General features: G+C 64.6%; 14 protein-coding genes. 1 reads left to right on the forward strand and 13 read right to left on the reverse strand.

Annotated elements, in window-relative coordinates; translation table 11 throughout:
* Positions 1-258 precede the first annotated feature (258 nt).
* From SO140_RS17135 to SO140_RS17185, 11 genes are all read right to left on the reverse strand, one after another.
* Positions 259-1,749, reverse strand: a complete 1,491-nt coding sequence (locus SO140_RS17135; protein ID WP_449379218.1) for an AMP nucleosidase — start codon at positions 1,747-1,749, stop codon at positions 259-261.
* Between the two features lie 206 nt (positions 1,750-1,955).
* Positions 1,956-3,290 carry an HlyD family type I secretion periplasmic adaptor subunit gene (locus SO140_RS17140; RefSeq protein ID WP_449379217.1) on the reverse strand — a complete coding sequence of 445 codons (1,335 nt, stop codon included), beginning with the start codon at positions 3,288-3,290 and terminating at the stop codon, positions 1,956-1,958.
* Positions 3,287-5,038 carry a type I secretion system permease/ATPase gene (locus SO140_RS17145; protein ID WP_449379216.1) on the reverse strand — a complete coding sequence of 584 codons (1,752 nt, stop codon included), beginning with the start codon at positions 5,036-5,038 and terminating at the stop codon, positions 3,287-3,289. The genes SO140_RS17140 and SO140_RS17145 overlap by 4 nt, the downstream gene beginning before the upstream one ends.
* 236 nt (positions 5,039-5,274) lie before the next feature.
* Positions 5,275-5,544: a GlsB/YeaQ/YmgE family stress response membrane protein gene (locus SO140_RS17150; RefSeq protein ID WP_449379215.1), complete on the reverse strand. Its 270-nt coding sequence runs from the start codon at positions 5,542-5,544 to the stop codon at positions 5,275-5,277.
* Positions 5,545-5,908: 364 nt separating this feature from the next.
* On the reverse strand, positions 5,909-6,886 hold the full coding sequence (locus SO140_RS17155; protein WP_449379214.1) for an ABC transporter ATP-binding protein: 978 nt from the start codon (positions 6,884-6,886) through the stop codon (positions 5,909-5,911).
* Entirely contained in the window at positions 6,883-8,298 is a 1,416-nt protein-coding gene (locus SO140_RS17160) for an amidase (protein WP_449379213.1), read from the reverse strand. The genes SO140_RS17155 and SO140_RS17160 overlap by 4 nt, the downstream gene beginning before the upstream one ends.
* Positions 8,295-8,492 (reverse strand): P1/P2 acidic ribosomal protein, encoded by a 198-nt coding sequence (locus tag SO140_RS17165; protein WP_449379212.1) that lies wholly within the window; start codon positions 8,490-8,492, stop codon positions 8,295-8,297. The genes SO140_RS17160 and SO140_RS17165 overlap by 4 nt, the downstream gene beginning before the upstream one ends.
* Positions 8,489-9,550 (reverse strand): ABC transporter ATP-binding protein, encoded by a 1,062-nt coding sequence (locus SO140_RS17170; RefSeq protein ID WP_449379211.1) that lies wholly within the window; start codon positions 9,548-9,550, stop codon positions 8,489-8,491. Before SO140_RS17170 ends, SO140_RS17165 begins: the two co-directional genes overlap by 4 nt.
* A gap of 78 nt (positions 9,551-9,628) precedes the next feature.
* Positions 9,629-10,531 (reverse strand): ABC transporter permease, encoded by a 903-nt coding sequence (locus SO140_RS17175; protein WP_449379210.1) that lies wholly within the window; start codon positions 10,529-10,531, stop codon positions 9,629-9,631.
* Positions 10,532-10,741: 210 nt separating this feature from the next.
* Positions 10,742-11,695, reverse strand: coding sequence for an ABC transporter permease (locus SO140_RS17180; protein WP_027521379.1), 954 nt, complete (start codon positions 11,693-11,695; stop codon positions 10,742-10,744).
* 226 nt (positions 11,696-11,921) lie between these two features.
* Positions 11,922-13,580 (reverse strand): ABC transporter substrate-binding protein, encoded by a 1,659-nt coding sequence (locus tag SO140_RS17185; protein WP_449379209.1) that lies wholly within the window; start codon positions 13,578-13,580, stop codon positions 11,922-11,924.
* A 202-nt stretch (positions 13,581-13,782) separates the two neighbouring features.
* On the opposite strand from SO140_RS17185, the gene SO140_RS17190 reads away from it, so the two are divergent.
* Entirely contained in the window at positions 13,783-15,378 is a 1,596-nt protein-coding gene (locus SO140_RS17190; RefSeq protein ID WP_449379208.1) for an ABC transporter substrate-binding protein, read from the forward strand.
* A 218-nt stretch (positions 15,379-15,596) separates the two neighbouring features.
* Here the strand turns inward: SO140_RS17190 and SO140_RS17195 are convergent, their stop codons facing one another.
* On the reverse strand, positions 15,597-17,825 hold the full coding sequence (locus SO140_RS17195) for a CHASE2 domain-containing protein (RefSeq protein WP_449379207.1): 2,229 nt from the start codon (positions 17,823-17,825) through the stop codon (positions 15,597-15,599).
* Positions 17,826-17,949: 124 nt separating this feature from the next.
* The gene (locus tag SO140_RS17200; protein WP_498539945.1) at positions 17,950-24,870 is read right to left on the reverse strand and encodes a FecR domain-containing protein; all 6,921 of its coding nucleotides are present in this window, start codon (positions 24,868-24,870) and stop codon (positions 17,950-17,952) included.
* Positions 24,871-25,010 lie beyond the last annotated feature (140 nt).

The raw sequence follows: 25,010 nt of genomic DNA on the forward strand, positions 1-25,010 counted from the left end.
CCTCCTCCGCCACCACCGCCTGCCGCAAAGACCGGGGCGAATGCCGGCGGCGCGCACAGCGCCGTTACACATGCTCCCAGCACGACGTACCTGATCAGGGGATTGCTCATGTCTGCTCCTGTGGCCTTGGTCAAGGGAGCCCCGGACGACGTGTAAACCCTGCTCCTCCGGTGATTATTCCGGAGGGCTTGTGCGCTCACGCAGACGTCAGCGCTGCGTACGACAGTTTTGCTGCCCTAAGCGTGCGCAAGCATCAAACTACTGAAATGCCACCTCGGCAAAGCTGCGCAGCTTGCGCGAATGCAGGCGTTCCGACTCCTGGTGCTTGAGCCGTTCGAGCGCCTTCAGGCCGATTTCGAGATGCTGGCTGACGCGCTGCCGGTAGAATGCGCTCGCCATCCCTGCGAGCTTGATCTCGCCGTGCAGCGGCTTGTCCGATACGCACAGCAAGGTGCCGTAGGGAACGCGGAAGCGATAGCCATTGGCGGCGATCGCCGCCGATTCCATGTCGAGGGCAACGGCGCGGGATTGCGACAGGCGGCGAATGACCGCAGCGCCGCTGATCTCCCAATTGCGGTTGTCGACGCTCGCGACCGTTCCGGTTCGCATCAGGCGCTTGAGCTCGAAGCCGGACAATCCCGTGACCTCCTCGACCGCCTCCTCGAGCGCGACCTGCACCTCGGCAAGCGCCGGAATCGGCACCCAGGGTGGCAATTCCTGATCGAGCACGTGATCCTCGCGGACGTAACCATGCGCCAGCACGTAGTCGCCGAGCCGCTGCGTGTTGCGCAGGCCGGCGCAATGCCCGACCATCAGCCAGGCATGCGGCCTCAACACCGCGACGTGGTCGGTGACGTTCCGCGCATTGGAAGGGCCCGTGCCAATGTTGATCAGGGTAATGCCCTGATAGCCGGGCTCGACGAGATGGAAGGCCGGCATCTGCGGTGCGCGATCCGGCGCAATGCCGTTCGTGCCGCCGCCGAACCGCGCGTTGCGGGTGATCACGTTGCCCGGCCCGACGAAAGCATCGATGCCATCCTCGCCCGAGGCGAGCCGCTGCTGGCAGAGCTGCACGAAGGCATCGACGTAGAACTGGTAGTTGGTGAAGATCACGAAATTCTGGAAGTGCTCGGGATCGGTGCCGGTGTAGTGATAGAGCCGCCGCAGCGAATAGTCGACGCGCGCCGCGCGGAACAGGGCCAGCGGCTCCGGCGCTCCGGGCGACAGCGCGAGCGTGCCGTCGGCGATCGCATCGTCCATGGCGGCAAGATCCGGTGTGTCGAACACGTCGCGCATCAGCCGCGTGCCGCCCGTATCGCCCGTGCTGATCGCCGCCTCGATGTTGATGTCACGCCGATAGGCGAAATGAATCGGGATCGGCTCGGACGACTCGCCGATCTCGACCGGCACACCGTGATTCTTGATCAGGAGGCCGATCTGCTCGGTGAGATAGGTCCGGAACACGTCCGGCCGCGTCACGCTGGTCTCGTGCACGCCGGGTCCCGCGACGAAGCCATAGGCGAGCCGCGAATCAAGTCGCGCATGCGTTGCCGTGGTGATGCGGACGAACGGATAGAACGCGCGTACGCGCGTCGCCGGCGAGGTGCCGTTGAGGTAAGCTTCGAAGTGATCGCGCAGGAATTTCGTGTTGCGCTCGTAGATCTCTTCGAGGCGGGCGACCGCAAGGCCTGCATCGGTGAAGGTTTCGGTGGCGATGGCCGGCGGGGTCTGGATGGAGGCGTGATGCATGTGTCTGACGTTGGAGGTAGCTGCTGCGTTCGAACTATATCAGGAACGTAGGGCGTAGGGTGGGCAAAGCGAAGCGCGCCCACCGTGTGTGTGCCCGCAAAAGCGGTGGGCGCGTCGCGTCGCGCTTTGCCCACCTTGCGAGACCGACGCTGCGGCACGCGCTCCCGGGCTCGATGCTTCACATCGCCCCGGAATGACCGTTCCTCTCACTTCTCCCGGAACGCCCGCATCAGCTGGTCGTGCAGCGGCTTCATCAGGTAGGACAGCATGGTGCGATCGCCGGTCTGCACGAAGGCCTCGACCGGCATGCCGGGGATCAGCTTGACTTCGCCGAGGCGGGCGACTTCTTCCGGCGGCATCGAGACGCGGATGGTGTAGTAGCTCTGCCCGGTGCGCTGGTCGGTGGTGACGTCGGGCGAGACCCGGCTCACGACGCCGCTGAGCTCCGGCGTGGTGCGCTGGTTGAAGGCCGAGAGGCGCAGCAGCGTCTTCTGGCCGACCTGGAGCTTGTCGATGTCGGTCGGATTGACCTTGGCCTCGACCTGGAGGTCGTCCTGCTGCGGCACGATCAGCATGAGGGTATCGCCGGCGGTGACGACGCCGCCGACGGTGTGCACGGTCGATTGCAGCACCATGCCATCCTGCGGCGCCCGGATATCGACGCGGCGGAGCTGATCTTCGGCGGTGACCTTGCGCTCGATCAGCTCGCCGATCTTGTCGTTGGTCTCGCGCAGATCCTTGGACACCTCGCTCACCATGTCCTTGTCGACCTGGATGATCTGGAGCTCGGTCTCGGTGATCTTGCCCTTGGCCTGGGCGCGCGAGGCGATGTACTGAGCGCGCTCGCCGTTGAGGCGGGCCGAGTCGCGTTCCAGCGTGGTCAGGCGCGAGAGTTGCACCAGGTGCTTGTCGTAGAGATCGCGGACGCCGACCAGCTCCTGCTGTACCAGCGCGATCTCCTTGTCCTTGGCCTTCTCCTGTGCGCTCAGCCCGTCGATCTCCTCGTTGAGCTGCTGAATGCGCTCGCGGAGCTGGGCCTTCTGTCCGGCACGGCCGTTCACGCGGACCTCGAACAATTTGCCCTCGCTGGCCAGCAGCGTCGCCACGTCGAAATCGCTTGCGCGCTCGAGCACCGCCTGCGGGAATTCGATCTTCGCAAGCCCGCGTTGCTCGGCCTGCAGCCGCGCGGCGCGCGCCTGGCCGGCGTCGAGGTTCTTGGTGACGATGGCGAGGTTCGCCTTGGTGACGGTGTCGTCGAGCCGCACGACGATATCGCCGGCCTTGACCAGGTCGCCGTCGCGGGCACGCACCTCGCCGACCACGCCGCCGGTCGGATGCTGCACCTTCTTGACGTTGGATTCGACGACGATCTGCCCTGGCGCGATCAGCGCGCCGGAGATCAGCACCGTCGAAGCCCAGCCGCCGAGCCCGCCGGCGAGCAGCAGCACGATCCCGAGACCGAGCAGCAGGTGAAACCTGATCGACTGCCGCACGCTTCTCTTTGCCGCGGGCTTGGCGCCCGCCATCGTCATCGTGCTCATGGTTTGGCAACTCCGCCTTCGCTGACGATCTTGATCGGCGGCGCCGGCGGGGCGACGCGCGGCTGGAGCACCTGCGCGAGCACCTGCTCCTTCGGACCGAAGGCCTGCATGCGGCCGTCGCGCAGCACCAGGATCTGGTCGACCGCCTCGACGCCGATCGGCCGATGCGCCACGACGACGACGATGGCCCCGCGCTCGCGCGCGGCGCGGATCGCGCGGGTCAGGGCCTCGTCGCCCTCGGTGTCGAGGTTGGAGTTGGGCTCGTCGAGCACGATCAGGAACGGATTGCCGTAGAGCGCGCGCGCCAGCGCCACGCGCTGCGCCTGGCCGGCGGACAGCGCCGTGCCCTGCTCGCCGACCTGGGTGTTGTAGCCCTCGCGCATCTTGATGATCATCTCATGCACGCCGGCCTCTTTCGCAGCGGTGATGATGGCATCGGAGGTCGCGTCGGGATCAAACCGGCCGATGTTCTGCGCGATGCTGCCGCCGAACAGCTCGACGTCCTGCGGCAAATAGCCGATGTGGCGGCCGAGCACGTCCGAGGCCCACTGATCGAGCGCCGCGCCGTCGAGCCGCACCTTGCCGCGCACCGGCTGCCAGACGCCGACCAGCGCGCGGATCAGCGACGATTTACCCGAACCGCTCGGGCCGATCACGCCGAGGCCCATGCCGGCATTGAGCACGAATGTCACATCCTGCACGATGACGCGCTGATCGCCCGGCGGCACGATGCTGACGCCTTCGACCGCGAGGCGGCTCGATGGCGCCTGCAACTGGGTCGGCATCACCTGGGCCGGAATTTGCTCCAGCAGGCGGCTGAGCCGCTGCCAGCTCTGCCGCGCGGCGACGAAGGACTTCCAGTGCGCGATCGCGAGATCGACCGGCGCGAGCGCGCGCGCCGAGAGAATCGAGCCCGCGATGATGATGCCGGCGGTCGCCTCCTGATGAATGACGAGATAGGCGCCGACCGCGAGCACGGCCGATTGCAGCATCATGCGCAGAACTTTTGCGATGGCACCGAGACCGCCGGCGACGTCGCTGGCGCGCTGATTGCCGGCGAGATATTTTTCGTTGGCTTCGCTCCAGCGCTGGTTGAGCCGGCCGGCCATGCCCATCGCCACAAGCACCTCGGCATTACGGCGACTGGAGGTGGCGAGATCGTTGCGCTGTGCGGCGAGGCTCGTCGCCTCGCGTGCGGGGCGGCGGGACATGAACTCCGTCACCAGCGTCAGGCCGACCAGGATGATCGCACCGACCAAAGCGGTGATGCCGATCAGCCAATGGAAGGCGAAGCAGATGGCGAGATAGAGCGGCAGCCACGGCAGGTCGAAGAACGCGCTCGGTCCCATGCCGCCAAGGAAGGAGCGGACGTTGTCGAGGTCGCGCAGGGGCTGGAGGCCTTCGTTGCGGTTGCCGACCAGAAGGGGCAGGCGCACGATGGTGTCGAACACACGCTTGTTCAAAGCCTCGTCGAGCGCAGTGCCGATACGGCCAAGGATGCGGCCGCGAATCAGGTCCAGAACACCTTGCGCGATGTAGAGACCGCCGGCGAGGATAATCAGGCCGACCAGCGTCGGGATGCTGCGGCTGGGCAGCACCCGGTCATAGACCTCCAGCATGAAGATCGACCCGGTCAGATAGAGCAGGTTGATCATGCAGCTCATCAACCCGAGACCCAGGAACGCTGCGCGACAGGCGCGCAAGGCATTACCGAGTTCAGAACGGCGCAAGCCGGGAACTGCTGCCATCAGTCGCTTTCCACCGGATGAGGGGTAAAACCCCTGATTTCACAAGCTAAATTTGGGGTACTCGACGCCGATTAATATCGCGTTTGTGGCTGTCGTCCAATGCACGACAGTTGATCAATAATCTGGCTCAAAAACCTCTAGCGCGGCCGCGCTGCGGCGCAAATCCACGAATTCCACAGGTTTGCGGCTGCCGCGGCGAATTTGTCGTCGCGGCAGCCGGTTTTCGCAACGGATCGCTAGAGCCGGCCGCCGCCGCGCAGCAGGCGGACCACCAGAAGCAGAATGATGGCGCCGATCGCCGAGTAGATGATCTCCGAAACCAGCCCGACGCCGAGATGGATGCCGAGCCGCGGGAACAGGAAGCTCGCGACAAACGCGCCGGCGATGCCGATCACGATGTCGCCGATGATGCCGAACCCGCTTCCGCGGACCACCTTGCCAGCAAGCCAGCCGGCAACCAGGCCGACGAACAGGATGACGATCAGGCTTTGGCCAGAAATGTACATAAGTTGAAGTCCCTCTCCGTGAATGGGGGCGCATGGAACCGGAACCGGGATGAATGGGAACTGAATGCCTCTTCACGTCTCCCCCGAAGGCCTCATCCCGACAAAACGTCGAAAACAACCCCATGCAAAGTAGAACTGGCCTGGCGAGGAGACGCCCGGCGAATCGCAGCAACTCAGTGCCGGTGCTTGAGATTCTCGAGGTCAGGAGCACACCGCTCATTCCCTCCCCCCTTGCGAGGGAGAGGCAGGGAGGGGGGTAGCCCCAAGTGATGTCGGCGGCGTTTGTGGCTACCCCTCTCCCCCACCCTTCCCCCACAAGGAGGGAGGGTGCGCGGCCGATTCGTGAATGCAGCCTCCGCAAATATTACGAGGTAACCGTCGCCGATTCGGCCAGCACGCACCGCGCCGCCCTGCCCGGTCCCACCTGCACGTTTTCCGGCAGTTGCTCCAGGCACCGCGGCTGGGCGACGGCGCAGCGGGGAGCGAAGGAGCAGTTGTGTGGCTTCTGGCCAAGCGATGGCGGGGTGCCGGGGATGGTCTCGAGCCGCGCGCCGCGCTTAGCGCCATGAATGGTCGAGGCGAGCAGGCCCCTGGCATAGGGGTGCACCGGCGCGCGGACGATGTCGCGAAGGCTTCCCTGCTCTACGATCTGGCCGGCATACATCACCGCGACACGGTCACAGATCTCGATCGCCACGCCGATGTCGTGGGTGACGAAAATGACGGACATGCCGAACTCGCGCTGCAGCTCGCGCAACAGCAAGAGGATCTGGATCTGCACGGTGGCATCGAGCGCGGTGGTCGGCTCGTCCGCGAGCAGGATCTTTGGCCGGCAGGCGAGCGCCAGCGCGATCATCGCACGCTGGCGCATGCCTCCGGACATCTCGTGCGGATAGGCATCGAGCCGGCGCTTTGCGGAGGGGATGCGGACGACCTCGAGCATTTCCAGCGCGCGCCCCCGCGCTTCCGCATAGCTCTTGCCTTCGTGACGCACCACGCTCTCGGCGATCTGCGCGCCGATGGTGTAGACCGGATCGAGCGCGAGCGCCGGCTCCTGGAAGATCATCGACACTGTCTGGCCGCGGAATGAAGAGAGCTCCTCCTCGCCCATGGCCAGCACGTCGCGGCCCATGACGTTCACGGCGCCCGAGATCTGGGTGCGCTTCTTCGGCAACAGCCGCATCAGCGCACGCAACGTCACGCTCTTGCCCGAGCCGGACTCGCCGAGCAGGCCCAGCACCTCACCATCACCGAGCGAGAGAGCGAGATCGTTCACGGCAAAGACCGTGCGCTCGCCGGTAAAGCGGATGTTGAGGCCTGAGATCTCGACGAGCTTTGTCATGACGGCAGCTTCGGCACCTTGGCATGATGGTCGGTCGCGCGCTGGAACGCGGCGCCGATGGTGAGCAGGGTCGCTTCATCGAACGCGCGGCCGATGAGCTGCATGCCGACCGGCAGGCCGCTTTTGGTGAAGCCTGACGGCACGACCAGCGACGGCAGGCCAAGATAGTTCACCGGACGCGTGAACAGCGTCAGTCGCTGCAACACTGCCGGCGCATTCGCGTCTCCACCGACATCGCTCTCGGCAATCGTCGGCGCTGGCACCGGCGAGACCGGCGCGATCACCGCATCGACGCCGGCGGTGGCCGCATGATGGGCTGCGAGCGCAGGGCCACGCCAGCGCATCGCTTCGAGATAGGTGATGGCGGGAACCGCAAGCCCGTTCTGGAGCCGCATCAATACCTGCGCGCCATAATCCTGCGGACGCTCGATCAGCCAGCGCTTGTGGAAGGCGGCGGCCTCCACTGCCAGCACGAGCTGGCTCGCCGCCTGCAATTGCCGCTGGTCGGGCAGCTCGACCTTGACGATGTCGGCGCCCTCGCGCTTGAGCACGACGATGGTCTCGTCGAGCACGCGCGCGACCTCGCCGTCGAGATCATCAACATAGAAGGATGCGGGCACGCCGATCTTGAGACCCTTCAGCGAGCCTTTCGTCGCGGCAACGTAATCCGCCACGGGCTCGGCGCTCGCGGTCGGATCCTCGGGGTCCGGCCCCGCCATCAGTGCGAGCAGCAGCGCGCAGTCCTCCGCGGTCTGCGCCAGCGGACCGACGGTGTCGAGCGACTGCGACAGCGGCATCGCGCCGGCGCGGCTGATGCGGCCCCAGGTCACCTTCAAGCCGGTGACGCCGCAGAAATTCGCGGGCATGCGGATCGAGCCACCAGTATCAGAACCGAGCGCGGCGAAGGTCAGCCGCGCGGCGACCGCCGAGCCCGAGCCCGACGACGAGCCGCCGGTGATGTGCGCGACGTTCCAGGGATTGCGCACCGGACCATAATGGCTGTTGTGACCGGTCGGCCCATAGGCGAACTCGGCCATGTGGAGGGTGCCGAGCCGGACCTGGCCGGCATCCTTCAGGCGCTGCAGAGCCGTCGACGTCGTGGTGGCGACATAGTCGCGGCGGATCAGCGAGCCGCAGGTCACGACCTTGCCCGCGTCGTAATACATATCCTTGTGCGCGAGCGGCACGCCGTGCAACGGCCCGCGCACCTCGCCCGCCGCAAGCGCGGCATCAGCTTCCTCCGCCGCCTTCAGCGCGGCCTCGGCCTCAACAGCCATGAAGGCGTTGAGATGCGGCTGCCACTCGGCGATGCGGTGCAGCAGCGCGCGCATCACCTCATGCGAGGACAGTTGCTTCATCGCGATCGCGCGTGCGACCTCGGTCAGCGTCATCAATGCGGGTTCGGTGCTCATGCCGAAACCTTCGTGGTTTGCGCAATCACGAAAAGCGCAGGCTCCAGGTCCATCGGCAGCGTGCCGGCGATGGTTGCGAAGCCGTCAAACACGGGACCCATGGAGTTGGCGATGCGGGTCGCGGTCTCCTCGTCGACGGGCACGCCTACTGTGTCGGCGATGGCCTTGACGTCTTTTGCAGTCGGTCTTGTCATGCTGTTCCCTCTTGCGACGCGCGGCTGTGGCCCGATCCCGGTATCGCCATATAGCACGCGGCCTCGTGGCCCATTGTATCGAGCGCGGTGAGCTTTGGCGTGGCTTTTGCGCAGAGCGGCTCCGCAAAGGGACAGCGGGTGTGGAAACGGCAGCCGGAGGGCGGATCGATCGGGTTGGGTGGATCGCCGGAAATCGGCGGCGTCTCGGTGCGCTTGTCGGGATCGGAAGACGGCATCGCCGCCAGCAGCGCGCGCGTATAGGGATGGGCGGGCGCGTCCCAGACCGCATCGACCGGGCCGAGCTCGACGACCTCGCCGAGATACATCACCAGCACGCGATCCGAGATGTAGCGCACGACGTTGAGGTCGTGGCTGATGAAGAGATAGGTCAGGCCGAACTCGCGCTTGAGGTCGGCAAGAAGGTTGAGCACCTGCGCCTCGACCGACTTGTCGAGCGCGGAGACGGCTTCATCGAGAATCACCAGCCGCGGCGACAACGCCAGCGCCCGCGCGATGTTGACGCGCTGGCGCTGGCCGCCGGAGATCTCGTGCGGGTAGCGGTTGGCGAAATTTTCCGGACGCAAGCCGACCTTGCCGAGCAGTTCGCGCGCGAGCGCACGGGCCGCGCTGTCGGCCATGCCGTGAACCTTGGGGCCGAAAGCGATGGATTCCTCGATCGTCAGGCGCGGGTTGAGCGAGGCGTAGGAATCCTGGAACACCATCTGCATGCCGCGGCGGAGCTCGCGCAAGCTGAGCGCCTGACCGACCGTCATGCCGTCATAGATGATGTCGCCGGCATCGCGCGGCATCAGATGCATGAGGAGCCGCGCAGTGGTCGACTTGCCACAGCCGGATTCACCGACGATGCCGACCGTCTCGCCCTTGGCGACGGAGAAGGAGACGTTGTCGACGGCGCGCACCGTGCGCTTGGCGGCGAACAGCCCGCCACGCACCGGAAAATGTTTTGTGAGGCCATTGACCTGAAGCAGCGGCTGCGCGACGCCGCCGACGTCCTCGACGGGCTCCAGCATTTCAACGGATGTGTTGCTCTCGCTCATGGCCGCGCTCCTTCACCTCTCCCCATCGGGGAGAGGTGTACGGAGTACGCCGCGGTAGCAGGCCTCTGCATCATCATCTCAGTTCCTGATGTCCATGGCGCTGCGCAGGCCGTCCGAGAGCAGATTGAAGCAGATCGAGACCGCGAAGATCATCGCGCCCGGAAGCGCGGCGACCCAGGGATTGACGTAGATCGCGGTGCGCAGCGTGTTCAGCATCAGCCCCCACTCCGGCTCCGGCGGTTTCGTGCCGAGCCCGAGGAACGAGAGACCGGCGGCCAGGATCATCGAGACCGAGATCAGGCTGGTCGCATAGACGAAGATCGCGCCCAGCACGTTGCCGAGGATGTGCACGCGCATGATGGTGACGGGCCCTGCACCGGACGCCCGCGCGGCCTCCACAAAGTCCATGTTGCGCACGCCGGTGGTGACGCTTTCGGCGACGCGGGTGATCTGCGGCACGAACACGATGGTGAGCGCCACGATGGAATTGAGGATGCCGGCACCGAGCGCGCCGGAGATCGCGATCGCGAGCAGCACGGAGGGGAAGGCGTAGAACACGTCGACCGTGCGCATGATCGCGGTGTTGAGCTTGCCGCCGACGTAACCGGCAATGATGCCGAGCGAAGTGCCGATGCCGAAGGCGAGGATGACCGGCAAGATGCCGACGACGAGGGAGAGACGTCCGCCATAGATCAGCCGCGCCAGCATGTCGCGGCCGAGCTCGTCGGTGCCGAGCGGATAGCCTGTCGTGCCGATGTGGCGCAGGCGGCGGATCATCGAGCCCTTATAGGGGTCCTCGAGGCCCAGCCAGGGTGCGAGCAGCGCGGAGAGGAAGATCAACAGCAGCACCAGCGCGCAGGTCATGCTGACCTTGTCGCGCAGGATGCGGCGGCCGACGGTCGCCCAGTAGCCGCGCGCCTTTGTGGCGGGCGCAGCCTGCAGCGCGGCATCATTGGTCGCAGACAGCGGAAGCTCGCTCATTGGCCGGCTCCCGGTTCGCATTGATTCAATCGGTGCAGGCCCAGGGCGCGGTGCACCTCTCCCGCTTGCGGGAGAGCTCGCGCCGAAGGCGGGGGTGAGGGTTCTCTCCTCTTGGGGATTCTCGACTGCGGAGACACCCTCTCCCCAACCTTCCCCCGCAGGCGGGGGAGGGAGCGCACCGGTTGCGTGGCAACAGCCAGGCTCATCCCGCTAGCCTCGCTTGATGCGCGGATCGATCGCGGCTTGCGCGATGTCGACCAGCAGGTTGAGGAAGACGAAGAACAGCGCCAGCACCAGAATCGTGCCCTGCAACAGCGGCAGGTCGCGCTGGAAGATCGCGGAGTTCAGCAGGAAGCCCGAGCCCGGCCAGGAGAACACGGTTTCGATGAGGATCGAGCCGCCGAGCATGTAGCCGAGCTGGAGGCCCATCACCGCCAGCGCGGTGGGCGCAGCGTTCTTGATGACGTGGCGGAACACGCCGGTTTCGCGCAGGCCCTTTGCGCGCAAGGCCTCGACGAAATCCTGGCTGAGAATGTCGCCGGTGAGCGCGCGCACGGTGCGGGTGACGATGCCCATGGGAATCACCGATGTCGTGATCGCCGGCAGCACGAGATATTGCAGATGCGCCCAATCCCAGGCCCAGGCGCCGGAGCCGCCGGGACCCGCACCGACCGCGGGCAGCCAGTTCAGCTCGACCGAGAAGATGATGACGAGCAGCATGCCGAGCCAGTAATGCGGCACCGAGACGCCGGCGATGGCAAAGGACGTCGCGAGCTTGTCGATCCAGGTCTCGCGGAAATAGCCGGCGATGAGGCCAAGTAGGATCCCCATCGTGAAGCCGATGATGGCGGCCGCGATCGCCAGCGTGACGGTGTTGCCCACCGCGCGCATGACTTCGGCAAGCACGGGGCGTCCCGTCGCGATGGAATTACCGAGATCGCCGTGCAGCGCGCGCAAGAGCCAGAGGCCGAACTGCACCGGCAGCGGCCGGTCAAAGCCGTAGGCCGCACGAAGCTGCGCCGCGAGCTCCTGCGACGCATCGGCCGGCAGCACGGCGACGAGCGGATCGCCCGGCGTTATATGCACCAGCAGAAAACACACCAGCGCCACGCTGATGACGATCGGGATGACGTAGACGATGCGTCTGGCGATATAGGCGAGCACGTTGTTCACTCGAAATGGAGCGTTGATCTCTCAGTCGTCATGGCCGGGCTTGACCCGGCCATCCAAGTTCTTGCTCCGTCATTCTGGGGGCGGCTCGAAGAGTCGAACCCTGAATCTCGAGATTCCGGGCTCGCCCTGCGGGCGCCCCGGAATGACGGGGCGAGTGGATAGACGTGGATGCCCGGGTCAAGCCCGGGCATGACGAATGGATAGAGTGAAGTCGACCTCACGGCACCATCGACACCGGCGAGAAGTCGACGAACCAGCTCTTGGGCTGCACGAAGCCTTTCACCTTCGGGCTCATGGCGCGTGGAGCGACGTCATGGGCGACGTAGAGGAAGGCGGCGTCGTCGACGGACGCGGCGTGCAGCTCGGCGAGCGCCGCATCGCGCGCGGCGGGATCGAACGTCTGCCGCGCCTTGGTGACCAGCTCGTCGAATTTGGGGTTGTTGATGTAGCCCCAATTGTTCGAGAGGGGCGGCGCCATTGACGACTGCAGGAAGCGCACCAGGGCGAAGAACGGATCCATCGCAGCATAGGTCACATTGACCGCGTTGGAGCCGTTGGCGGAAGCATCCTTGGCGCCGCGCCGCCAGTTGTTGACCAGCGTATTCCACTCGATGACGTCGAATTGCACGTCGAAGTAGCATTCGGCCAGTGCCTGTTGGAGATATTCGTTCATCGGCAGCGGCATCATCTGGCCCGAACCCGAGGCCGAGGTCTGGATCTTGACCGCCAGGTGCTTGCTCGGACCATAGCCCGCCTCTGCCATCAATTTCAGCGCGGCTGGCTTGTCATACTTGATCAGGAAGGTCGGATTGCCGCGCCAGGGATGGCCGGGCTCGAAGGTCCCGGTCGCCGGCACCATGTATCCGCCGAGCAGGCCGTCTCGCAGGCCCTCCCGGTCGATACAGAGGTTGGCCGCTTTGCGGACGCGGATGTCGTTCCAGGGCGAGCCTTCGACCCGCGAGAACTGCCACGGCCAGACATGAGGCTCTTCGTTGGAGTAGATGACGAAACCGCGCTGCTTGATCTGGGCAATCGCGTCGGGCGCGGGCGCCTCGACCCAGTCGACCTGCCCCGACAGTAGCGCCGCGGTGCGCGCATTCGCCTCCGGCATTGGCAACAGCACCATGCGGTCGACATGCGGAACGCGTGCCTTGTCCCAGTAGTATTCATTCCTGGCGAGCTCCAGCCGCTCGCGCGGCGTAAAGCTCGTCATCTTCCACGGACCGGTGCCGGAGGCATCGCGTGCAAATGCTTCCCATGCGGCGGCCGATTTCGCCTTCGCATCGGCGCCGCTGGCGGCGTCATAAAACTTCTGCCATTTCGCAGGGCTCGCCATGAACAGATTGGAGAGATTGATCGGCAGGAAGCTGTCCGGCTCCTTGGCGGTCAGTTCCACCGCGAGGTCGTCGATCTTGCGAGCGGACAGCAGCGTCGGCATGCGCGAGGCGGTGAGGCCGACCTGGCTCGGGTCGTATTGCGGGGCATCCTTGTTCAGCACCTTGTCAACGTTCCACACCACAGCATCGGCGTTGAAGTCGCTGCCGTCATGGAATTTCACGCCAGGGCGCAGCTTGAAAGTCCACTTCTTGTGATCGGTCTCGTCGACCTTCCACTCGGTCGCAAGCCCCGGGATCAGCACGCTCGGCTTGTCGGCCGAGGAGAGGTCCCACATGGTCAGTGCGTCGTACATGGTAAGACCGGTGAAGCGGTTGCCTTCGAACCCCTGGTCGGGCTGACCGAGCGTGCGTGGAATATCGGCAGCGGTCATGCCGATGCGCAGCACGGTTTCGGCACTGGCCGCACGCGGGCAGGCCGCTGCGGTCGTAAGCGCCAGCGCCGCAATCAATGCCGCGCGGGTGGTTTTTTCGATAAGCATCGCCTCAATCCTTTTCCCGATATCGATGACTATTTTTGATGCAGGCGCATGCAATGGTTATGCCAAATGGGGGAACTTATTCTGCAAATTGCCCCTGCGACGACAAGTCCTTGTGATGCTACGCTGGTGAAGGCACTGCGCTGCCTATTCTGGCATCAAGATTGCAAGTTCGGCTCCAGATTTTTCGTTGGGAGCTTTGGTCATGCGCAATCGAATCTCGACCGCTCTTGCCGTGCTTGCGCTGGCGTTCTCCGCAATCTCGGCACGCGCCGAAACCGTGGTGCGTTACGGTATCTCGATGGCGGACATTCCGCTGACCACGGGCCAGCCCGATCGTGGCGCCGGCGCCTATCAGTTCACGGCCTACACGATCTACGATCCGCTCGTCGCATGGGAGATGGACGTCGCCGATCGGCCGGGCAAGCTGGTGCCGGGGCTCGCCACCGAATGGAAGGTCGACGACACCGACAAGACCAAATGGCGCTTCACCCTGCGCAAGGGCGTGAAGTTTCACGACGGCAGCGACTTCAACGCCGACGCGGTGATCTGGAATCTCGACAAGGTGCTCAACGACAAGGCGCCGCAATTCGACAAGCGGCAGAGCGCGCAGGTGAAGACGCGGCTGCCTTCCGTCGCGAGCTACGCCAAGATCGACGACGATACGGTCGAGATCACCACCAAGACGGTCGATTCGTTCTTCCCCTACCAGATGCTCTGGTTCCTGGTGTCGAGCCCGGCGCAATACGAGAAGCTCGGCAAGGACTGGGACAAGTTCGCAAGCCAACCCTCCGGCACCGGCCCGTTCAAGCTGACGAAGCTCGTGCCGCGGGAGCTCGCCGAGCTCAGCAAGAATCCGGACTACTGGAACAAGAAGCGGACTCCGAAGGTCGACAAGCTCGTGCTGGTGCCGATGCCGGAAGCGCTGACGCGCACCAACGCGCTGCTGGCCGGACAAGTGGACTTGATCGAGACGCCCGCCCCCGACGCCGTGCCACAGCTCAAGGCCGCCGGCATGAAGATCGTCGACAACGTCACGCCGCATGTCTGGAATTATCATTTGAGCGTGCTGCCGGGCTCGCCCTGGACCGACATTCGCCTGCGCAAGGCGCTCAATCTCGCGATCGACCGCGATGCGGTGGTCGGGCTGATGAACGGGCTTGCGAAGCCCGCGAAGGGTCAGGTCGACCCGTCGAGCCCGTGGTTCGGCAAGCCGACGTTTGAATTGAAGTACGACCTCGCTGCCGCGAAGAAGCTGGTCGAGGAAGCCGGCTACTCCAGGGACAAGCCGCTCAAGACCACCTTCATCATCGCGCAGGGCGGTACCGGCCAGATGTTGTCGCTGCCGATGAACGAATTCCTGCAGCAGAGCTTCAAGGAGATCGGCATCGATGTCGATTTCAAGGTCGTCGAGCTCGAGACGCTCTATACCCACTGGCGCAAGGGCGCGGCTGACGAGATGAATGCCGGCATCACCGCCAACAACATCGCCTACGTCACCTCCGACCCGCTCTACGCCATCGTGCGCTTCTTCCACTCGGGCCAGATCGCGCCGGTCGGCGTCAACTGGGGCGGCTACAGAAGTGCGAAGGTCGACGCGTTGATCGACGAAGCCAAGCAGACGTTCGACACTGCGAAGCAGGACGAGCTGCTGGCGCAGGCCCATGCAGCGATCGTCGACGACGCCGTGCTGGTCTGGGTCGTCCACGACACCAACCCGCATGCGCTATCGCCCAAGATCAAGCAGTTCGTGCAGGCGCAGCACTGGTTCCAGGACCTGACGACGATCGGGGTGGAGTGAGGGGCGGCACTTCGGCGCGTCAGAACCCGCCGTCGTCCTGGCGAAAGCCAGGACGACATTGAATATGCTGCCGCACCCCGCTACTTCATCGGCAGCATTGTAGGGTGGGCAAAGCGACGCGTGCCCACGTCTTGTGTCAACGATGCTGAACGATGGTGGGCACGGCGCAGCGCGCCTTTGCCCACCCTACGAAATCTGAACATGCTGCCGCAGCCCCGCTACTTCGTCAGCAGTGCGAACGCGCCGTTCCAGTCGTCTGGTGGCGGGCTCGCCTGATAGTTCCTGATGCGCGCCTCGTAGAGGCCGAACAGCTTTTCCAGCGTGTCGGCGTCCTCGCTTCTGCGGCCGCGCTCGATCGCGTCCAGCGCGCCCTGCCAGTCGCGGCTGCGGTAGCAGGCGAGCATCTCGATGGTCGTGTTGCGCAGGCGCTGGAAGGCTGCCGAATGCATCACGTCCTCGCGGCCGGCGATGGCATAGATCACCTCCGGCTCGGTCTTGCCCTTCACCATGATGAAGTCGAGCTCGAGGATCGCGAACTTGTCCTTGGCGGCGAGCGCGGTCTTGGAGCCGACGATGATGGGGAAGCCGTAGTCCTTGGTCTGCCCTTCCAGCCGCGAGGCCAGGTTGACGCTGTCGCCCAGCACGGAATAGTTCTTCTTCAGATCGGAGCCCATGTTGCCGACCACGCCGATACCGGTGTTGAGGCCGATGCCGACGTTGAGCGGGATGTAGACGTGGCCGCCGTCAGCGGCTTCCTGCTTGCGCTCCTTGTTGACCGCGTCGATCTGCTCGAGCATCTGGATCGCGGCCTCGCAGGCGTTGATTTGATGCTGCGCATCGTCGAGCGGCGCGTTCCAGAACGCCATGATGGCGTCGCCCATGTATTTGTCGATATAGCCCTTTCGCTCGATGATCACGTCGGTCAACGGCGTCAGGAAGCGGTTCATCAGCGCGATCAAGCCCTGCGGATCGTGCTTGTAGCTTTCCGAGATCGTGGTGAAGCCGCGCACGTCGGAGAACATGATCGTCATCTCGCGCTCCTCGCCGCCGAGCACGAGCTTTTCCGGCGACTGCGCGAGCTGCTCGACCAGCACGGGCGACATGTATTGCGCGAACTGGCCGCGGATCTGCTTGCGCTGCTGCTGCTCGCGCACGAAGCTTGCGAAGATCAGCGTCAGATAGATCGCGGTGGTCGATAGCAGTGGATAGGTGGGATCGATCAAGAGGCGATAGTGCACATACCAGTACCAGGAGAAGCCGCCCAACACCGAAGCAAACAGCGCGCCGACGCCGACCAGTGTCACGGGCCCGAACTTCGGCGCGAAGGTGATCACAAGGAGGCCCATGATGATGGCGGCGAAGAACTCGATCGCGATGCCGTAGTTCGGCTGCGAGATGATCGAGCCGGTGATCGCGCTTTCCAGCACCTGGGCATGGATCTCGACGCCGGGCATGGCGGGATCAACCGGCGTCGTCTTGATATCGTTGAGTCCCGCTGCCGAGGTGCCAATCAGCACCAGCCGCTGCGCGATCCTGTCCGGTGCAACGCGTCCCTCCAGCAGGTCAACCGCCGGCACATAGATCGAAGGATCCTGCGGCGCGAAATGCACCCAGAGCAGGCCGTTCTTGTCGGTCGGGATCGAGAAGCCCTTCACGCCGACGCTGCGGATACCTTCGCGATCGGTCTTGACCAGCATGGTGTCAGAGCCGGACACCACGCGCAGCATCTCGAAGGTCAGCGACGGCAGTATCACGCCCTGGGCCTGCGTGATCATCGGCGCCCGCCGGACGATGCCGTCGCGCTCGGGTTTGATGGTCAGCAATCCGCGGCCGGCGGAGGCGGCCTCGAGCACGGCCGTATTTCGCAGCAAGCCTGGAAATTCGTACAGGAAACGATGCGGCTCCTCACCCAGGGTCGCAAGGCCGGTCTGCGGAAGCTTCTTGTCGAGCTCCGAGTTGCTGACCGGTAGGCCGGTCTCGCCCAGCACGACGCGGGAACGCTTCATCGCCTCGGCAAACATCTGGTCGTTGCTCGGCAGCGCCCTCAGCTTCTCGCGCGTCGCCTCGTCGAGGTTACGAAAGGTCTCGGCCGCGATATCGGGATTGAGCCGATCGGGCTCGGGGAACATCACGTCGAAGGCGATCGCGGCCGCACCAAGCCGCGTCAGGTTGGTGACGAGGTCGGCGAGCTTGGTGCGCGGCCATGGCCACTGGCCGACCGCCTTTAGGGTCCGATCGTCGATATCGACGATGACGACGGGCCTCATCGTCTTCTTGCGGGCATCGAACTTCTGGAAGTAGTCGAAGGTGCGGACACGAAGCTCCTCGACCGGTCCCGGATCGGCGAAACGCAGAGCGGCGAAGCCGACGAGCAGCGCAAGGCAGACCAGCCGCGCGTAGCCGAACCTGCGCGCGAACCACCGCCGCCATATCCTGAGCCGCTTCATGCCCGTTGGACTTCCCGTAACCCGATCAGGTTCGATCTTGGATCGTCAGGACGCAAATGGCCATGGCCGCAAGGGACGATCCGGGGATTTTTTGCTACCCCGTCGCAGGAGAGCGAGGCCCGCGCTACGTCGTGCCGTGGCTCGTGACGATGAAGTCGCTGGCATGCAGGTTGCCGGCGGCCACGTTCTTGAGCAGGATCGTCTCGTGATCGTCCAGCGTGATCAGCGTATCGGTGTTTTGCTGCGTGATGGTGAGATCGGCGACCGAATTGATGGTATCGAACTGCCGCAGGTCGATCTTGTCCTGGATCGTATCGAAGCCATAGACCGTGTGCTGGACGGCGTCCGTCGTTGACGCCGGGGCGAACACGAACTGGTCCTGCCCGCCGCCGCTGATCAGCGTGTCGCTGGACTCGGTGGCGAAGATGACGTCCTTGCCGCTGGTGCCGGTCAGCGTGACCGGACCCGAGCCGCCTTCGTCGAAGATGAAGTTGACGGTGTCGCTGGCGCCAAGGCTGTCGGTCACCTTGAACGTGATCATGTCGGTATTGGGCGGCGTGACGCCCGGATCGTAGGTCACGCTGTGGAGAGCCGTGTTGACCTGGTCGAGCGACGCACCATCGATGAAGGACGGCGTCACGTTACTGCCTTCCTTCGCGCCCTCGGTCTGTGCGGTCACCGTGTAGGTTTCGGTCGAGGATCCCGAGACCGACAGACCCGTGACCGTGTCGGTATTCGTCGCCTCGTCGTGGGCGTGGGTGAAATGCGTGGTGTCGATCACCGGCGACTGGTGGCTCCAGACGAGCTCCGTGCCGCCGCTGCCGTCGCTGCTCTTGCTGAAGCCGGTTTCGTCGTAATGCCCGGCGATGGTGAAGTAGTCGCCATCGCCCGAGCCGTAATGGACCTCGAGCCCGCCTTCGGTCGAGACCAGCGAAACGTTCTTGGGGTCGATGCCGGCGAGATCGATGTTGTCGCCGTAGCTGAACCCGGTCACCGTGCCCGTGAAGTGCGACGCAGCATCCAGATGCAGCGTGCCGACGCCGGAGCCGACGAACTGGACCGCGGAATCGGAGGTACCGCCGAGCTCGAGGCTCGCGCTCAGGATCTGAACAGTGCCGGAGCCGGTGAGATCGCCGAGGATCGTCGTCGCGCCAGTGTCTGCAACGAGAACGCCATGGTTGGCAACGGAGCCGGTGTCATTGACAGTGCCCTCGAGGACGAGCTTGCCGTTGACGTCGATATGGAGGTCGCCGCCGACCGATATGGCGCTCGTGGAGCCATTGAAGGTCGTGTTGCCCAGAACCTCGAAATAGGAGTCTTCGTCGGCGGTCAGCGTCGTGCCGTTGACGATCGACGCGGCCAGCAGCGCGACCGAGTCCTCTCCGACGAGGTCGATCGTTCCGCCGTTGATGGTGTTGTAGAAGAAGTAGATATGCCCGCCGTCGTCGGCCTCCAGCGTGCCGCCGGCGTTGTCGACGACGCTGCCGGGCAGGTTGGCGAAGCTCACGATCCCATATCGTCCGTCGGCGTCGATGGTGCCGGTGTTGATGACGTGCTGTGGGGCGCCGAGATAGGCATCGGCGACGTCGATATGGCCGTGATTGGCGAGGGTGCCGTTCACCACCAGATAGCTGTCGATGCTCCCGGACTCGGAGTTGTTGTCGGTGCCGGTGATGTCGAGCTTGGTCGCGCTGCCGAGTGTCAGCCCGCCGATCGTGGCGCCGTTGTCGCCGAGGTCCAGATAGACCTTTTCGTCGGTATCGACCCATGCGGTCTCGGTCACGGTAGGCACGTGCCCGAGCGACCAGTTGCCGTCATTGTTCCAGTCCTGGTCGACGCTGCCCGTCCACACGTCGACGTTCGACGGTGCCGTCACCTCCGTGCTGATGGAGGCGGCGAGATCCGACGCGGGCGAGGAGCCGCCGTGGCCGATGCCTGTAGCGGTGATGTCGATCGAGACCGGCGCCGCGCCTGTGATGTCGCCGGCATAGGTGTCGTCGAGGGCGTGAACGTCGAGCGTGCCCGGGGTGCCGCTATAGCCGTGGGCCGGCACGAAGCGGATCAGCGTGTCCGGGCTCAGCACCAGCGCGTTGGTATCGCTCACGCCGGCGATGTCCACCCACTGGTCGGTGCCTGCAACCTCGTACTGCCAGGTCCCCTGGCTTTCCGTGGCGTTGTCGGCGGTGATCGCGATCGCCTTGAGGCTCGCACCATGGTCGACGTCGTGGAATTTGCCGGCGAAGAGATCGCTGACGGCCGCCCCGCCCGGATCCGTGTTGCCGCCGCCGACCGAGGCCAGCGTCGCCGCATCCAGCGTCGGCGCGTCGTTCGTGCCTGATATCGTGACGGTCACCTCGGCGGTATCGGTTCCACCATGCTGGTCGTCCAGCGTGATGGTCGACACCACGGTCGCGGTCTGACCCTGCCCGAGGAAATCCAGTGCGCTGTCGGGGATGGAATAGGTCCAGCCGATTGCGCCGTTGTTGTGGTTGCCCTCCTGCTGCAGCGTCAGCGCCTGTTCGAGCGCCGTCACCTCGTCCGCGGTCAGCGTCAGGTGCGTGGTTTGATCGGTGTCGAGCAACGTCACGGTCTGATCCGTGATCGTGGCTTGCGGACGGTCGGTCAGGTCGACGTCGGTGAAGTGGATCGTACCAGTTGCCGCCGGAGTCGGGTCGGTGGTCATGCTCGGCGCGCCGGTCGTATCGGCGAGTTCGCTGAAGCTCGCGCTCTGGGAGGTCTCTGCAGCGCTGAATTTCGGCCCGTCGTCGGCGGCCTTGAGCGTGATCAGCGTGTGGCCGGTGCCATCACCGCTGCCCGCGAAATTCGCGTTGCTGTAGTCGCCAACGAGGTTGAGGCTGATGCTGTGGCCGTCGGCGTCGGTCACGGTCAGCACGCCGCCCGTATGGTCGGCGTTGCTGGCAAAGGTCGCGTAGGTGCCAAGCCCATATTCGATGCTCGACAGATCAAGCTTGTCGGTCGCAGTCAGCCCCGTGATCGATCCACCGAATGACGCGGTGTCGATCTTGAGCTCGGCAGCGCCGCCCGAGAAGGTGACGGTCTGCGAGACCGTGGCGTTGACCTCGAGCGTCGCATTGGCATCGATGGTCACGGAGCCGGAGCCCGACAGCGAACCGAACAGCGTCATGGTGCCGCTGTCGATCTCGATGCTGCCCGTGTTGGTGATGGCGCCGCTGATGGAGGTCGAGCCCCAGCTCTCGATCTCGCCGGAGTTGGTGATGGCGAAGGCCGAACCGTCCGCGCCGGAGAGCGACGCGCCGTCGTGCAGATCGATCTTGCCGGCATTGCCGAGGCTTCCGCCGTTGATCGTGACGTCGGACAGATCCAGCTTCGATGCACCGTCGATCGTCACCGTCCCCTTCGTGTTGGTGACCGTGACCTTGTCGAGCTTGAGCACGCCGCCCTTGATCGCCTCGAGCGTGCCGGTGTTGATGATCAGATCGCCGGTGATGTCGAGCTCGCCACCATTCGCCTCGATGAGGTTTTGATTGGTGATAGTGTGCTGCACCGCAGGGTCGATCGTCAGCGTTCCTCCGGCGACGTCGATGGTACCGGTGTTGGTGATATCTGCGTTGTTGATGGCGCTGATGCCGGTCGAGACCAGCGTGCCGGACAGCGTCAGCGTGCCGCCATCGATGGTCGCGCCGACGAGATCGAGCGTCGAGCCCGCGTCCACCGACACCGTGGCACCGGTGTTGGTGACCGTCGTCGAGATCAGCTTCAGCGTGCCGTCATTGATCGTCGCCAGCGTTCCGGTGTTCGTGACCGGTTCGCCGTTGATGTCGAGCTCGCCACCATTGGCCTGCAGCGTCCCGGCATTGGCAATCGTGGCGGAAGTCGTCGCGACGAGAGCAAGCACGCCACCAATCGCCTCGATCACGTTGCCGTTGATGATGAAGGTGTCAGTGATCGTGCTGGCGCCGCTGGACGAGAGCGTGCCGGAAACATTGAGCGCGCCACCGGCAATGCTCGCACCCTTCAGCGTCAGCGTCTCGCTGGCATCGACCTTGATGATTCCCTTGTCGGTGATGGAGGTTCCGGACACGGTCACGTCGTCGAGCGTCAGCGTGACATCGCTTTCGACCGTCACGGCGCCCTTGTTGAGCTTGGCGCCGCCGTTGATGCTGCTGTCGCCGATGACGTCGATGGTGCCACCGAGCGTGCTGCTGAAATTGTTGATGGTGCCGCCGGTGATCTCGCCCTGATCGAGGACCAGCACGCCATGGTCGTCGACGGTGAGGGTCCCACCCGAATTAGCGACCGTGGTGCCCTGGCCTAGCGTCAGCGCCGCACCGGCCTGGATTTCGATGGTCGAATCGTTGTCGACGGTTTCGTTGTCGAACGCGACGGCCCCTTTGATGGTGACGGCACCGGAATTGTCCAGCTTGCCGTTGGTCAGCACGCTCGTCCCGTCCAGTACTAATGCGCCGCCGATGATCAGCTTGCCGCCGTCGATGGTCGCGCCGTCGACATCCAGCGTTGTCCCGGCATCGACCTTGAGTGTGCCGCCGGCATTGTTGATCTCGGCCAACGTCTTGAGCGTACCACCGGCGAGCTCGATCGTGCCGGCATTGGTGATCAAAGCGCCGACGGCGAAGTCGCCGCCGCCCGCGAGCGTCACGGTGCCTGAATTGGTCAGCACGCTGGTGCCCAGGATTTCCGCCTTGCCGCCGACGGAAATCGTGGCCCCCACGGAATTGGTCAGGATCGAATCGGCGCTGAGGTCGAGCGTGTGCGCAATCGTCAGCGTGCTCTGGTTGATGACCTCCGGCGCCTTATGCCCTTTGGTCGTGTCGAAATCGTTCATGGTCAGCGATTTGGCGAACGCCGCCTCGTCGATCGTGACCGGATAGGACGGCGTCAGCCCGTGCAGCTGATCGGTGATGACGATGACGTCGTCATTAATCGTCGGCACGGTACCGGTTTCCCAGTTCGCGGCGTCCTTCCAGAAGCCGCCGGGCGGAGACCCGGCCTCGGACGTCGCGACCCACACCACCGCGGGGCTGTCGGTCCCCTTGATGGTGACGGTGATGGTCCGCGTCGCGGTCGCGCCCTGCGAATCCGTGACCGTCACGGTGTAGGTCAGCGTCAGGACCTCGCCCTTCGGAATGAAGTCCGCGAGGTAGACGGGAAGATCGGCGAGCGACCAGTCGATGACGCCGTCGCCCGTTCCGGTGCTGTCGGTATCGATCGCAACCGACATCGCTTTTTCGAAGATCGCCAGCGGTCCCGGCGGCACGGTGCTGCCGTCCGGCAGGGTCGCGCCGGTCAGTTTCACCGACACTTTGTGGGTGTCGGTGAGATCGACATCGGTGAAAGTCAGCGTTCCCGAGGTCGGCACCTCTGAGGTGAGCGGACCGCCGGGGACGCTGGTGCCGCCCTCGAAGGTGATGACCGGAACGCTCGAGGTGATCACCGGTGTGTCGTTGGTGCCGGTGACCGTGACGGTGATGTCGATGAAGGCGGTTTCGTTGTTGGCGGCGAAATTATTGTCGACGCGGGCCCGGTAGGTCAGCGTCAGCGTTTCGCCGGCGGCAAGGAAGTCGAAGGCGTCGTCCGGGACGCTGTAGGTCCAGGTCGCCGAGCCCGTGTTGCTGTTGTCGGGGGCGGCAACGACGCTGATCTTGGCTTCGGTTGCGGCAATGTCGGCCTTTTGCAGGTCCGACAATCCGGCGGTGACGTCGTCGTGATTGGCGTTGTGGTAGGTGAAGGAGTCGAAATTCACCTTCACGGTCGGCCGGTCACCGAGATTGAAATCGAAGAAGGTGATCTTTCCGCCGACAGCATCGAGCGTCGTCGTGCCGGTCTTGCCGTCGAGCTCGTTCAGTGTGAACGCCGTCTTCACGTTGCCGCTCGAGTCGAGGCTGCTCGCAAGCGGGGCGCCAGGAACACGGCTGAGGCTCGTCGGCTTGTCGGGGGTATTCGTCGACGACCCGTTGCTGCCGGGATTGACCGTGACGAAAGTCGCCTGCGCCGTCGCGCCGCTCGCCGTCTTGATCAGCATCAGGTTGGCGTCCTGCGTGATCGAATCGGTCGAGTTGTTGGTCAGCTTCGTGTTGGTGCTGTTGTCCGTGAACTTCAGCGAGAACACGTCAGTGATCAGCTTCTGCACGTCCGGCGACAGCAGCGCGTTGGTGACCGAGACGTTGCCGCCGCTGATCTGGATCATCTGCCCCGCCTGGTTGACGGTGGCGATCGGCAGTAGTGTGACCTTGTCGAACAGGATGTAGGAGCCGGTGGTGCCGTCCGGCTCGACCAGCACCTGGAAATTCGCCTGCGGCTGCGGATCGCCGCCGCCCGACGGAACCGAGAAGCTGATTTCCGTCAGCACGGCTGTGCCGCGGATGCCCATGGTGGCGACCGGCGTGTCGATCTTCATGTCGCCGTGCTTGGCAGTCTCGCCGGCAACGAAGGTGATGGTGCCCGCGACCAGGCTCAGCAGCGAGGAGTTGCTCGACCCGTTGGGGTCGTAGACCATCTCATTCAGCACCATGCGCGCGTTGGAGGAGAGGCCGAAGACGGTGCCGTCGATGAAGGTGACGCCGAGGGTCGAGTCCGACCCGGTCGAGAGCACGTCGCCCTTCTCGACGTTGTCGCCGTTGTTCAGGATGATCGAGACGCCGTTGCGGACGGCGGTCGCGCTGCCGGTCAGCTTGGTGATATGGCCGATGACCTGCGCGGCGCTGGCGCCGGGCGCCGCCTGCGCATACTGAACGTTGCCGGCGAGCGCGTTGACGATGTCGCCGGTGAGATGGGCGCCATCGGGCGAGGCGATCGCCGCGCGCTTCTCGCCCTTGAAGTAGTCGTGAATGACGAACTCGTGTCCGTCATTGGACAGGACGAGATCGACGCCCGCGCGCTTGAACTCGCCATGGAACAGGAGATTGGGATTGGGAACAAAGAACGCGCCGTGCGGGACCTGCCCATGACCCGAGACGGAAAAGGAATCGACATGGCCATTGGCGGGCGCATGAAAACCCTTGCCGTCCATGGAAAGCGCGGCGTCAAATTTGCCAGCGTAATTCAACGGGGAAACACCGCAGAAAGGGTTAATATTTATAGAAGTATCGACTGCCTAAGCTTGCATATCATTACCGAGTCCTTAGCGAAACCATCTATTTCTCGTGGGAATCGACGCGGCAGCATCGCCATGGCCGGTGCGAGGCA

This window comes from Bradyrhizobium sp. UFLA05-108 (genome assembly GCF_059803455.1).

Excerpts from the sequence above, each read along its gene's own strand:
- SO140_RS17155 (WP_449379214.1), bottom strand. The coding sequence starts at position 6,886 with ATGACAAAGCTCGTCGAGATCTCAGGCCTCAACATCCGCTTTACCGGC.
- SO140_RS17185 (WP_449379209.1), bottom strand. The coding sequence starts at position 13,580 with ATGCTTATCGAAAAAACCACCCGCGCGGCATTGATTGCGGCGCTGGCG.
- SO140_RS17160 (WP_449379213.1), bottom strand. The coding sequence starts at position 8,298 with ATGAGCACCGAACCCGCATTGATGACGCTGACCGAGGTCGCACGCGCG.
- SO140_RS17145 (WP_449379216.1), bottom strand. The coding sequence starts at position 5,038 with ATGGCAGCAGTTCCCGGCTTGCGCCGTTCTGAACTCGGTAATGCCTTG.
- SO140_RS17190 (WP_449379208.1), top strand. The coding sequence starts at position 13,783 with ATGCGCAATCGAATCTCGACCGCTCTTGCCGTGCTTGCGCTGGCGTTC.
- SO140_RS17165 (WP_449379212.1), bottom strand. The coding sequence starts at position 8,492 with ATGACAAGACCGACTGCAAAAGACGTCAAGGCCATCGCCGACACAGTA.
- SO140_RS17150 (WP_449379215.1), bottom strand. The coding sequence starts at position 5,544 with ATGTACATTTCTGGCCAAAGCCTGATCGTCATCCTGTTCGTCGGCCTG.
- SO140_RS17195 (WP_449379207.1), bottom strand. The coding sequence starts at position 17,825 with ATGAAGCGGCTCAGGATATGGCGGCGGTGGTTCGCGCGCAGGTTCGGC.
- SO140_RS17140 (WP_449379217.1), bottom strand. The coding sequence starts at position 3,290 with ATGAGCACGATGACGATGGCGGGCGCCAAGCCCGCGGCAAAGAGAAGC.
- SO140_RS17170 (WP_449379211.1), bottom strand. The coding sequence starts at position 9,550 with ATGAGCGAGAGCAACACATCCGTTGAAATGCTGGAGCCCGTCGAGGAC.
- SO140_RS17175 (WP_449379210.1), bottom strand. The coding sequence starts at position 10,531 with ATGAGCGAGCTTCCGCTGTCTGCGACCAATGATGCCGCGCTGCAGGCT.
- SO140_RS17135 (WP_449379218.1), bottom strand. The coding sequence starts at position 1,749 with ATGCATCACGCCTCCATCCAGACCCCGCCGGCCATCGCCACCGAAACC.